The 12763-nt window shown below is 38.0% G+C and carries 8 protein-coding genes and 2 pseudogenes; 1 reads left to right on the forward strand and 9 read right to left on the reverse strand.

Annotation, left to right across the window (positions count from 1 at the left end):
- Nucleotides 1-3022, reverse strand: a 3022-nt coding sequence (locus V7K98_RS10570) for an NACHT domain-containing protein (RefSeq protein WP_335021466.1), incomplete at its 3' end; no start/stop codon positions are given.
- Nucleotides 3023-3169: 147 nt separating this feature from the next.
- Between V7K98_RS10570 and V7K98_RS10575 the strand changes: the two are divergent.
- Nucleotides 3170-3646: pseudogene (locus tag V7K98_RS10575) on the forward strand (hypothetical protein); the annotation flags it as partial.
- 173 nt (nt 3647-3819) lie between these two features.
- On the opposite strand, the gene V7K98_RS10580 reads toward V7K98_RS10575, so the two are convergent.
- The 8 genes and pseudogenes from V7K98_RS10580 to V7K98_RS10615 all read right to left on the reverse strand — a co-directional run bounded on the left by V7K98_RS10580 (nt 3820) and on the right by V7K98_RS10615 (nt 12640).
- A complete protein-coding gene (locus V7K98_RS10580) occupies nt 3820-5586 on the reverse strand; it encodes a serine/threonine-protein kinase (RefSeq protein ID WP_335021467.1) in 1767 nt (588 codons plus the stop codon).
- 345 nt (nt 5587-5931) lie between these two features.
- Nucleotides 5932-6066 (reverse strand): hypothetical protein, encoded by a 135-nt coding sequence (locus V7K98_RS28900; RefSeq protein WP_442940409.1) that lies wholly within the window; start codon nt 6064-6066, stop codon nt 5932-5934.
- 223 nt (nt 6067-6289) lie between these two features.
- A pseudogene (locus tag V7K98_RS10590) lies at nt 6290-8180 on the reverse strand (ABC transporter ATP-binding protein/permease).
- Nucleotides 8181-8281: 101 nt separating this feature from the next.
- Nucleotides 8282-9019 carry a pyrroline-5-carboxylate reductase gene (gene proC, locus V7K98_RS10595; RefSeq protein ID WP_335021469.1) on the reverse strand — a complete coding sequence of 246 codons (738 nt, stop codon included), beginning with the start codon at nt 9017-9019 and terminating at the stop codon, nt 8282-8284.
- Nucleotides 9020-9481: 462 nt separating this feature from the next.
- On the reverse strand, nt 9482-10612 hold the full coding sequence (locus tag V7K98_RS10600; protein WP_335021471.1) for a class I adenylate-forming enzyme family protein: 1131 nt from the start codon (nt 10610-10612) through the stop codon (nt 9482-9484).
- Between the two features lie 95 nt (nt 10613-10707).
- Nucleotides 10708-11256, reverse strand: a complete 549-nt coding sequence (locus V7K98_RS10605; RefSeq protein ID WP_335021473.1) for a chorismate--pyruvate lyase family protein — start codon at nt 11254-11256, stop codon at nt 10708-10710.
- 473 nt (nt 11257-11729) lie between these two features.
- Nucleotides 11730-11984 carry a hypothetical protein gene (locus V7K98_RS10610; RefSeq protein WP_335021475.1) on the reverse strand — a complete coding sequence of 85 codons (255 nt, stop codon included), beginning with the start codon at nt 11982-11984 and terminating at the stop codon, nt 11730-11732.
- Between the two features lie 71 nt (nt 11985-12055).
- Nucleotides 12056-12640, reverse strand: coding sequence for a hypothetical protein (locus tag V7K98_RS10615; protein WP_335021477.1), 585 nt, complete (start codon nt 12638-12640; stop codon nt 12056-12058).
- Nucleotides 12641-12763 lie beyond the last annotated feature (123 nt).

Consider the following 12763-nt stretch of genomic DNA (forward strand, 5'->3'; position numbering starts at 1 on the left):
TGAGAAACGAGGAGGTGTCCGGGTCATCTGGGAAATTGCTGGCTAATGCTTGGATGGCTGCACCTCGCACATTCTCATCATTATCAGCAGTGGCGCGGTCTTTGAGAATCGAGCGGGTGTCCGGGTCATCTGAGAAATTGCTGGCTAATGCTTGGATGGCTACACGTCGCACGTTCGCAGATTCATCAGCAGTGGCACGGTCTTTGAGAATCAAGTGGGTGTCTGGGTCATCTGGAAAATTGCTGGCTAATGCTTCGATGGCTGCATATCGCACAGGATATTCATCAGCAGTGGCACGGTCTTTGAGAATCGAGTGGGTGTCTGGGTCATCTGGGAAATTGTTGGCTAATACTTCGATAGCTGTACATTGCACATCCCAATCATAATCAGCAGTGGCGCAGTCTTTGAGAAACGACCGGGTGTCCGGGTCATCTTTGAAATTGCTGACTAATATTTCGATGGCTTTACCTTGCACATTTTCATCATCATCAGCAGTGGCGCGGTCTTTGAGAATCGAGCGGGTGTCCGGGTCATCTGGGAAATTGCTGGCTAATGCTTCGATGGCTGCACTTCGCACATCCCAATTATCATCAGCAGTGGCGAGGTCTTTGAGAATCGAGCGGGTGTCCGGGTCATCTGGGAAATTGCTAGCTAATGCTTGGATGGCTGCACTTCGCACATCCCAATTATCATCAGCAGTGGCGCGGTCTTTGAGCCAGTGTAAGGTATCGCTGTTATCTTTCCAAATTGCGGCGACTGTTGCTACTGCTTGATTGCGAATTTCCTGAACTAGCTCAGTTTCTTCTTCATCATCATAGAGTTCGTAATAGTACCATAGGTCATATTTAGTTAAGTCTTTTAATTCGTTAAGCAATTTATTAGCCACTGATGCAATCACCAAGCGATTTCTCACTTCTACAAGACACTTAGCCGCTAAAAAAAGGTTGATAAATTTTTCCTCTTCGCCATTTTGCGCCATCAAGTAATCAAGAATTTCACCAACAAATTTTGGCTCAATCATTCCGGCAATTAACAGCAATACCTCATGCCAAGTTTCATCTTGCCAGTGTTTGCCAAAAACTTCAGTTTTGAGAAACTCAATTGTAATGCTGCGTTCCTTCTCAAACTGCCAGACAAACTCCCAAGCACAGAAATATTCTAAAAAAGTCCGATGCATAAAGGCATAGTAATCTGCACCGAAGAAACATAAAATAAAATTGCGATCGCGCAGTTGTTTAATCAACCGTCTGGCTTTATCTCTAGCATCACCCACTGGTATGCTTTGCAGATATTTAGTGAAGATTGCTTCTAAATCATCCGCATAGATAATGTTGCCAGCTAAACCTTTTTCACTGGTTTGCATTTGATAAGCAACTTGACGCAACATTGCCTGTTTATCTTTATAATCAATAATATCCAGACGTTCATCAGGCTTTAAATTGCGTCCCTCGTCCCAATTATGCAGCAGAACTTCTGAAGCATCTTTATACAGTTCACTTCTATCTCTGGGTAATTCTCGCTTGAGATTGAGAATTGCCATCATCGTTAACAGCAGAGGATTTTGTGCAAGTTCGGCAATTGCTTTCGATTCATTAATTACTCTTTGTAGCCGCTCTCGTTTGATATTTTTATCTCTTTCTTCCGCTTGACTAAAAGTTTTATCATGCCAACGTTCAATAAAATCTTGAATCTGTGCTGGTTCTAAATCTTGCAACATAAAGTGGCGAAACTCTGCATCTCGCAATTGTTGCTGTTTATAGCCGATGATCCGAGAAGTGACAATTACCTGCACATCGGGATATTCATTAGTGAAGCGATGAATAGAGGTAATGACTTCCTCCCGCTTCGCCGATTCAAAGATTTCATCCAAACCATCAAACATGACTAAAGCGTTACCAGCCTTTAGCTGCTCATGCAATTTATGCTGATTGAGGTGATAAAAACAATTGGGACTATTATGGTAAAATTGGAGAAAGTTATTACAATTACCCGCATCGCGATCGCGCTGATAATTGCGTAATTCAATCAGCAAAGGAATTGGCAGATTAAAATCATTCTGTTCAAGAGTTTTTTCTACCCAATCCAACGCTAGGTATTGCAACAATGTAGACTTACCGGAACCAGGATCGCCTAAAATAACTAGATAATTCTTACGTTGCTTCTCTCGGATAACATCTAATATTGAACGGATTGGCTGCTCAAAATAAGTGCGTTGATAACGTTCTGTTTCTTCTTGAAATTTTTCTATTTCCAATTCCGTATCTAATTGATTACTCTCTTTTAGCCGACGGAGATGTTCTTTAGGCAGTTCGGGTAAAACCTGATAAACTTGGCGCACATTTTGCGGGATAAACATTTGCCATAAATTTACCGGATGTTCGCGGGATGTAGTTTCTAAACTATCTAACTTCAGATTTCCGTAGCGTTCACGAATAGTTTCTAAATATTGCGGTAAATTAAAATCCTTGGGAATATCAGCGTTTTCTTTTAAAGTTTTGTCAATACTGGATAATTTTTGAAGTTCTAAAATATAGCGTAACTCTTCCGAATCCGAAAGAATATCTTGAACTTGGATGAGATACTGTTCTGTAATTGTTTGCCAGTTAAATTTAGGTGGTAGAGGTTGGAGTTGAAGTCTTTTCCAACTATCTGCGAGTGTTTTAAAATCTAGAGAATCACATTTAATATCAAAAGCCTGACCAAGAATTTCTTTAACCGATTTTTCACGGATAAATATCTTGATATCTTCAGCATAATTTTTAATTTCAGCTTCATCAAGTTTGCAACGAACCTTTAACTGCTGCTGCATCAGTTGCAAAAATTCTGTCAGCGCCATAACTACAGCTTTCTGAAGCGGTTCTTGCTTAAAGGGCGCAGTTACAGCATTATTAAAGATATGTTTAAAAAAATCTTTAGCGTAGTCCTTGACTAAATCTTTGAAAAATTCTTCGCTAATAATAGTTTTGACTAGAAATCCAACCGCTTTTTGACCTATCCAGAGAGTAAACCACTCAACTATCATACTCACACCTGCTAAGTGCTTGACTACGAGTAGTATATACACCTCTCAGAGAATCTTTCCAGATTTATAGTAAAAATGCACAGTTGTGCGCCCTGAAGATTTGTTAAAAGTAACTAATAACTGTGCATTAATATTAGGAGTAGTTTTATGGTTTTACAAGTTAACCCCATCCAAAAAGAACCTACTGTTACTTGGGAAGCACTTCCTGCCGACTTCATTTTACCTGACGATCCAGTGGAAAATATTCAACAACCTGCGATCGCTGCTGCGCTTACCGATGCTTTGGGAAGCACAGGACGCATCCAGTCTCAAATGCTGATTGGCTCTAATTTTGGACTTGTAGCCACAGTCAACAAAAAAATCGTTGTCAAAGCCCCAGACTGGTTTTATGTCCCTCAAGTGCAGTCTGTAGGAACAAATGTAGTTCGTCGCAGCTATACCCCAAATTTAGAAGGTGCTGCTGTGGCTGTGGTGATGGAATTTCTCTCAGACACAGAAGGCGGAGAACTATCAGTCCGCTCAACTCCACCCTACGGTAAACTCCATTATTACGAAAAGATTCTCCAAGTTCCAACCTATGTAACCTACGATCCTTACGAACCAAGCATAGAGCTACGCTGCTTATTGCTCATTTAATGTGTTATTTAATTCTTTATTGATGAATCAATCTCAGTAATAACCGATTGTGACAGTACTGGGTGCGGAAGGTGGGATGTAGGGGCAAAATATATTATGCCCCTACTCACATTTTAAAAGTTATGTATGTAAAAAGTCAATTTATCTAAACATTGCTGTAACTATCGAATATTCACTTCTTGCAGGTAATTTACTTCCTGAAGATATTCAGTTTTAGCAGTTAATTTTTTAGAGACAAATGAATTTTTTATTTTTCCATAAGCTACCTTTTGATTGCCAAACTGCAACCGTTGTTTTTGAGTATACTCATTCAATTTGACTTGAGCTTGAGCATAAACTAGAGCATCTTGGGGAATATTTCGGAGAAATTTCACAGCGAGATCAAAATCACCAATAGATGCTTTTTTGTAAGCATTTTGTAAAAAGTAAGCTGCTCTGATTTGGCGCTTTCGGTTGTATTCAGCCAACTTTTCTTGAACTAAAGCACCGGCACGACTTTCTTTAGGAATTTGCCGTAGATATTGTAATGCACTAGAAAAATCTTTTATCTGGGCACTTTTGTAAGCTTTTGCTAATAAGTTTTGTGTCTGTGCTTCAATATTGACGTATGCTTGCTGAACTAGTTTATCTGTTTTAGATTGCCAATATGAAATATTTGGAATTTGATAAACAGCATCAAGAACATTTGACCATCGGCTCTCATGAAAAGCTACTTGAGCTATTTCATATTGTTGTGCTGCAACTTGCCATTGCTCTTGCCATTCTTCAATTGTGGCTTGCGCTTCTGGATAAACATTACTGTGGGAGGGAATTGATTTAATAAGTGCGATCGCTTCTTGCAAATCCCCAGCTTGATATTCTTGTGTTGCTTTAGATAAAGTTTCTGTTTCTGAGTATGCAGGAGCAGTATTAATTAAAGAATATGCACCAAATCCCATCAATAAAGAATTAGCTGCTAGTCCGACTTTCATTCCCGTGAATAACGGAGATAATTTGCCAGATGTCGGATTATCATCTTCAATCGCCACTTCTGGAAAAAATTGATTATCTGCTTCTAACGTTTCTGGTGGCTGAGTTTCCCATACTATTTGTTTGAGTACCCGCAGCACCTCAGTCGCAGACTGAAAGCGATTTTGAGAATCGTAGCGGATCATTTGGCTGAGAACAGCAGCTAGATAATCATTAACTGGCGTGTTTTGAGAACGCCAAAAAATCTCATTAGTATGAGGATCAACTTTTAATTGTAGTGGTTCTAACCCAGTTAAAGCCTGGATAGCAATCATACCCAAAGCATAAATATCACTGTTGGGCTGTGTTTGACCAATAAATTGCTCTGGTGGTATGTATCCTAATGAGGTGACGGGAATTCTATAAATCGGCAATTCTGCACCGATACCAAAATCGATAGACTGGATTGAGCCAAAGTCAATCAAAACTAACTTGCGTAGGGCATCGCTATTACGTCTAATCAGGTTTTCGGGTTTGATGTCACAATGAATTACGCCTTGAGAGTGAACAAATTCTAAAATACCTAAGACATCTATTAAAAATTCTACAACTTCCCTTTCACTCCACAGACACCCCCACTGTTGAGCAATGGGTAATTCCGCAGTCAGGGCATGTCCTTCAATTAGCTCTTGGACTAAATAAAACTGGTTTTTTTCTTCAAAGCAGGCGATAAATTCAGGAATTTGTTGATGGCTTCCCAGATGCTTGAGAGTTTCAGTTTCAGTTAGAAACATTAACCTGAGCATTTCCAAGTAGCCAGGTTCGGAACTGTTGACTTTAATTTGCTTAACAACGCATTTGGGACTCTGTGGATAATCTACGTCTACAGCTATGTATGTTTGTCCAAATACCCCTGCACCCAGGCTTTGGAGAATTTGGTAACGCCCTTGTAGTAATTTACCGATTATGTGGTTAGTCATGACCTGGTTACTCAGTAAGTCCTTATTATTTAGTTTTTCTGACATTACCTCCTGTTTCCGGAATGCTTTATAAATAAATAAACGGAGTTTTGATACCTTGAATAAAAGTTTATTTTTTAAGTATTTTTGCGTAGAATAATATAATTTTTTATGAAAAATTGTATCCTTTATTTAATTAATTATTTTTGATGAAATTCAAGCAAAGGGGTCTGATGTATAACCAAGGATTATCACATCCAAACAAGAGCCTACAAGGTATTCAACAAGGAAACCAAGCAAAACCGCTACTCTAGTAAGAAATTACTAGACAAGGCATTCCCAAATGTGCATCCTGTGGTCTTAAGTTCATCGATGAGGAATGGGTTCACCTGCATCACATCGACGGAAACCACGCCAACTGGAAGAAAAATAATCTTGAAGCAATTCACGAGAGTTGCTACGGATTACAAGCACATGAGCAAAAGCGCAAGCTGAGAACATCGGGAGCCAGATGCACGGAAACGGGCACGTCTGGATCGTGCGGTTCGTTGATTGAAACCGAAGCCCTTTAGGACTTTGGAGGAAAATCGTCTCTACACCGCCTTGAGTGCAAACTCAGAAATATAGTAGAGATAACTTTAGTTTAGTGTGAGTGCGTCAAACCCAAATTTGACAAGTCTCACCCGCTAGGAATGGCGTGAAGTTTTGTACCGAAACTCAACATTTAGGTTAATTCGTTCATTCCCTTATGAGAAAGCTTTTTATTTGTACTGCTCTCTATTTGATTTGAGGGCTGATTTTGAGATGGATTATCTATTGGAATTTCAGTATTTTCGGAAGTATTAGTGACAATTTCTTTTGCTTTTTGCAACCGATAATCTTGCACAGATATAAGTTGCCAACTGGAATCTTGTGCCAGTTCTAAAACCCATTGATGATAATTAAATAGACTTTCTCTATGTCCAACACTAATAAACGTTGTTTTGGTATCTTGTAACTGTTGATATAAACTTCCTTCATTTGTTAAATCTAAGGCACTTGTTGCTTCATCTAAGATAGTAAAGTTAGGATGAGTAACTAACAGTCGTGCAAAGGCAAGGCGTTGTTGTTCTCCCAGAGATAATATATTTTCCCAAGGAACTTCAGTATCAAAGCCTTCAACTCGACTTAGCAAGTTTTGCAAGTTTACTTGTTGCAAAACGTCTTTGAGTTCTGCGTCGGTCATTTGACGATTCGTATTAGGATAAAGTAACTGTTCGCGCAAAGTCCCTAAAATGATATAAGGTCGTTGGGGTAAGAATAATACTTCTTTTAGCGGAGGTCGTACCAAACGGCCAGTTCCCGCATTCCACAAACCAGCGATCGCTCTCAACAGAGAACTTTTACCTCGACCAATCGGCCCCACAATTAATAAACCTTCTCCAGGCTGAACGTTCAATGACAAGTCTTCGACGATTACCTGCTCATAGTTAGGGGTTTGTAAGGTGACATTCTCAAAAGCGAGATGGTTTTCTTCTATTGTTTTAATAGTACTGACATTATCGGGTTGTTTGGTAACTGCTTCTAAGGCATCTGAAAACTCAGATAAACGCTCAACATAACTAGAAAATCGTCCAGAAACGCCAAATTCACGGATTAATTCTTCTAAAGCACCAGCAAACATATAGCAAGCTGCAATAGCTTGTCCAACTTGTCCGAAATCAATTTCACCTTTAATATATAAAGGCGCGAGTACTATGAGTGTGATAAATTCGATAGCAGCCCGATATCCTCTGTTAAAAATTTCCTTACTTCTCTCCCAATCAATCTTGTGTTTAATATTTTTTATTAAATTAATAAATCGGCGTTGAATTATATTCAGTTCCTGTTTTTCTCCTTGAAAAAAAGCTATGGACTCAGCATGATTACGAACATGAGTTAGGGCATAAGCATAATCGGCTTTAGATTCAAGTTCCGCCTGATTAATCTTAATCAATCCTTGATTTAAATAAACAGCAATTAAGTTGCCTATAATCGTATACACAAGCAGAGCAACAGCTATCTGTTGGGAAATTGTCCAGACAACTATTAAAAAAGTTATCATTTCCAGTATTTTTTCTAGCAAAGTAGCTGAAAAGCTGAGGGCACTACTAGTAATTGGTTCAATTTCTTGGGATAAACGTTGATCTGGGTTATCAATATCGGCTTTAAAATTAATTTTATAATAAGCACGCTTGTTCAAATATTTATTTAAAATGTGATCGTTCAGCCATTGATACCAGTCAACAGCGATTTGCTTCCTAACAAATTTAGTAAATCCTACTAAAAGCGTTATCGAAACAAGTCCAACAGCATAAATTGATATATTATAAGTAAATTTAGAATAATCTTTTTCTTGAATGATCACATCGATTAAATAGCGATAAATAAAACTATTAAAAGTAGTGACAGTTACAAGTGCGATGATTAGCAATATTAGGAGAATAAGCATTCCCCACGCGCGAATAACGTCTGAAAATGCTCTTTCTCCTGATTTTGTTGGATACCCCAGCGATCGCTCTTACATTTTCCCAGAATTGGATAAAACTTGAAAATGCATTTGTTGAGGGTTGAACTTGAACAACTTGGGTTGGCATATTTAAGAAATAAATTAAAATCTTTTATCAAAATTAATACTTTTAGTGTTGACTAATTAGTAATAATCACCTATTGAATAATCCCACTCAGCACTAATTTTTCAACTGATATTACCTAATTGTTGAGTGCGGCTTAAAGCAGCAAGCACTGCATTAGAAATGACAGTTCGCATACCACCTTTTTCTAACTCGTAAAGACCAGCAGCAGTCACTCCCCCAGGACTAGTTACCTTGTTTCGTAAGACTGCTGGATGTTCGTCAGTCTGAAACATAAGTTCTACACTGCCAGCAATAGTATGCAATGTTAATTCTTGGGCTTGTGCGCGAGTTAAACCCATCTGAACTCCAGCATCAATCATTGCTTCGATGTAGAGAAATATAAACCCAGTCCCGGCGCTACTCAACGCCGTTGCCATATCAAGGTAGTGTTCATTTTGAGTAGCAAATTCCTTGCCTAATGCTTGTAAAATGACTTGGGTATGCGATCGCTGTATTTCTGTCACACTTGATGATGCACTCCATACCGTTGTACCATGACCAACTTGTACGGCAATGTTCGGCATTGTACGCACAATAGCAGAATGGTTCAACCCTTGGCACAGAGATGAAATACTTACTCCACCCACAATACTAATTACTAAAACATCAGGTGAAATTTTATCCTTCAACATAGCCATAACGGAGGCTAAAACCTGCGGCTTCACTGCCAATATCACAATCGATGCGCCTTGCACCGCTTCTATATTGGAGGTTGTAGTACGTACTCCATATTCCCTCTCTAAATGAAGGCATCGCGCAGAAACTGGATCGCTGACTATAACTAGATCGGGTTTTGGCACAATTTTCGTCGATAACAATATCAGCAATTACTGTATCACTATATCCGTAAGAATCGAGTTTATATTGCTCATCGCTTGGTTGCCAACGGCGATCGTAAATGCACGTTTTCCCCTGATTGTTGGGAGACAATTTCAAGTACAAAGTCCAGGAAAGTTGAGTGGTAATTGTACAAATTTCCCATTCAGATTGCTCCAATGGGGCAAAATCAATATGAAGTTGGGTACCATGCTCTATTTTTCTGATCAATCCAGCATAATAACTACCGTAAAATGGTTCCGAAGCAATTCGCACTTTCGCACCACACTCTCGGAATTTCGCCATTATGCGCTCCAATGGATTGAAGGAGGCTGCTGTAATGGAGTCTCTTAATTTAGTAGCTCTTTCTACTTCTTTAAAATAATCTGCTTTACTAATGTTGTTGTATTCAAACACTGTAATACCAACTTTTTCAATTTTAGGACTCACATCTTGATAAGCGTTAAAGTTGAGCAATTGAGTTTGAGTATCATGACTATCTCCCCAATACTTCCTGTTGGGAGTTCTTTGCCTGCATCATCAATGATTTTAATGTCGATATTTTTTAAAGGATATCCTACAGAATCGTAGGTATTTTCTATATCTTCATCTAGATTAATCGCAACAGAACCCGCTTCTGTACAACCATAAAGTTGTCTCACAGGAATGCCAAATCTCTGAAGAAATTTATCAAAAATCTCTTTTGATAAAAAGTTACCTGCACAAAAGCATAGTCTCAGCGTAGAAACATCAACGAGAGTATCATCTGGTGTTTCAGCTAAAGTATTAAAGATATAGGGAACAGCAGGTAAAATAGTAATCTTCTCTTTTTCTATAAGTTCTAATATCCTAGAACATCTAAAAATAAATGGAATTTCAATGGTTTTACCTTGATGTAAAACTGGTTCTAAAATCACCAGAGTTGCACCATTATGTATAGCAGCTAATAAGCAATTTCCTAAACCATGTGCGTGGTACAGTGGCACTATACATAAAATATTATCTACTGGAGATATATTAGTAGTTTCAGTAAAATTTTTAACTTCGTGATATAAATTATTTTGGGTTCTACATACTCTTTTAGGTCTGCCTGTAGAACCAGAAGAATATTGATAAAGTACATCACCTGTAAAATTAGAGGTACTTTCTGTAATTGTTGAATTATCTACTTGTCTGGTAAATAAAGAAGTATCATCAAGAATAATTAACTCTATATTTTTGTCTATTTTTGAGATAATTTTACGGCTGATACCTGCTCCATAACTATTGGTAATAATTGCACTAGCATTGCTATCAATAATGTAGTAGCTGAGTTCTTCTTCTTTGAGAAGGGGATTGATTGGCAAAATTATCGCATTCAATTTAGCAGTAGCGTAAAAGGCGATCGCAAATTCTGGGCTGTTAGGCAAAATTAACGCGATGCAGTCACCTTGGGCGATACCAATAGTTCGTAAATTCTCACTTAAATTGTTGATATTAGCATAAAGCTCTTGATAGCTAATCCTTGATTCATTATAAGCGATCGCAGTTTTATTAGGATGCTTTTTGACAATCTCAATAAGGTTTTTATCTAGCATTTTTACCTTAAGTATTAAAAGTGTATAGGCTTCATGATTTCACGCTTCGTTATAAATTTTATTTACTTTAACTTTTAAATAAAAATATTAGCCAATTAAATCTTTTTAAGAAAGTAGCTCTCAGGGAACTTCTCAGTAATCATTATTATAGGTTTTTTATTAGAGAAAACTCGATAAGTGCGACACAGCATTTTTTCTTCTTTTGCTATATTAAAAAAATCAGATAATTCCTCGGCTGTTTCTCTAGCTGAATCGATTATTTCTTTAAATGTCTCAAGTTTATGTTCTAACCATAGCCTACCCATTGGTTCTTGCGATTCAATTAATCTAGACTTCAACCTGCTGTCTAGTCTTTCAGGTACAATTATGGATTCGGCGTAAATATAATTATTGAGGCTAATCTTGCCTTGTAATAAGATTTTTCTCTCAATTACTTGAGTATCAATATCCAAATCTAAAGCTGGAATGGGTTTTGCAACTTTAACTAAATTTTCTGATATTTTTACTAGCTGAATTTTTTCCAACAAATAAGCTTCTAATATTTCAGTTAATGTGCCATCACTTGTTAGTAAAATTCTTTGGAAAGGACTTAAATTAAGCGGCTCAATATGCTTGCTTGTCAATGATATCTGCATTTTTGACATGACACTCTATGTAAATTTTGATTTATAAAAATTAGTTTTCACCAATTTAAACTCGCGGTTTATTTTATACGATTGCCAGAATTACTGCGATGGATTATCGTATTTAGTGTTAGATTAATGCTCTGTATACTACCTCCATCAATGGTCATTAGTTTATATTTAATGTTTTTTGTATTCACTCTTTTCACGTAGGCATCTCTTTTGAGTTAATGTTTACGGTTTTTTCTACTCTTAAATATTGAACATAATTTTACTTTATTTATATTTGCTAGGGTAAAATATTAATTTTTAGTCCAAACAACCTTGCTTAATTAAAAACAATATGCTGAACTTCAACTTATGAAGTATGTCAGCTTTATCAATAAAATGCAAGAGGAGCAAAACAGTTAAGTAGACAGTTAAGACAGTTAAAAATGTTTAAAAATTTAATGAATAATAATTACTGCGGGCATCGCATAATATCGAATTAATGCCTAAAAACCTTGCCAGAGTAGGTTTATAGGAAATATCAAGGGTTTCAAACTAACTTGCGGAATGTGGGTTAGAAGCTTATTCTTCAATTGCAATTGTTCAGCAACAGCACGAATATTCTCCGCACTGATTACACGAGCCAGTACTTTCTCTCCATTACTTAATTGCAATCGAAATACTCGACTGTTCTGCTGTGGTAGAGTTTTCCAAATCGGCAGAAGAATGCCAGTAATGAGGATTTGCTTCTGATCAGACATAAATGCGGTGGTTTCAGCAATATTCGCACCACAACCCCTTTAATCAACAAACAAGCGACCAGCTTCGGATTTCAGAACTCGTTTGCTGCGATCAGTAACTTCAGCCACATTACTGTGACCAAAGTGCCAACAGGAGCAAAAGCCGTAGAATGCTGCCAAACAGACCGCTTTGGTAGTTGCTCAATCAGCGTCAGCAGTCTAGGCAGTTCCAGAGTTTGGGAAATGCAAGGGATATCATAGGGGTGATCAGCCGGGACTTTATCAATTACGGTAATCCGAGTATCCATCTGCGTCCCGTGCTTCGAGTACACTTTCCCAGTCACTCTAACCGAAAGTACAACTTGCGCTTTCTCTTGCATCTTGACAAAAGTCTCTCGCCAAGTTGGGTTAGCTGGTGAGAACCAATTAGCGGTGATTGTTACCAGCCGTCCACCGTCGCACAATCGTTGTAATGCCGAGTTGATATGTCGTGGTGTGGCTTTACTGTTGCGATTGCTAACATTGGGAGATGACGAAAACGGTGGATTCATCAGCACCACAGATGGTTGAGTTTTACCCGCTAAGTAATCATTGATTTGTTCAGCATTCACCCCAAACAACGGAACACCCGGGAACAAACGCCGGAGAATCTTCGCTCTATCGGGGGCTAGTTTCATAATTCTCCTTCTTCGTAATCTTCTTGTATTTTTGTAATGGATAGTTGACCATTTTGTGCTGTAGAAACTACTTCAATGATTTGGGCTAAGTTAGCTACCGTTGGGTACTCAAGGAAATTTTGT

The organism is Nostoc sp., from assembly GCF_036917435.1.
GTDB lineage: Bacteria > Cyanobacteriota > Cyanobacteriia > Cyanobacteriales > Nostocaceae > Nostoc.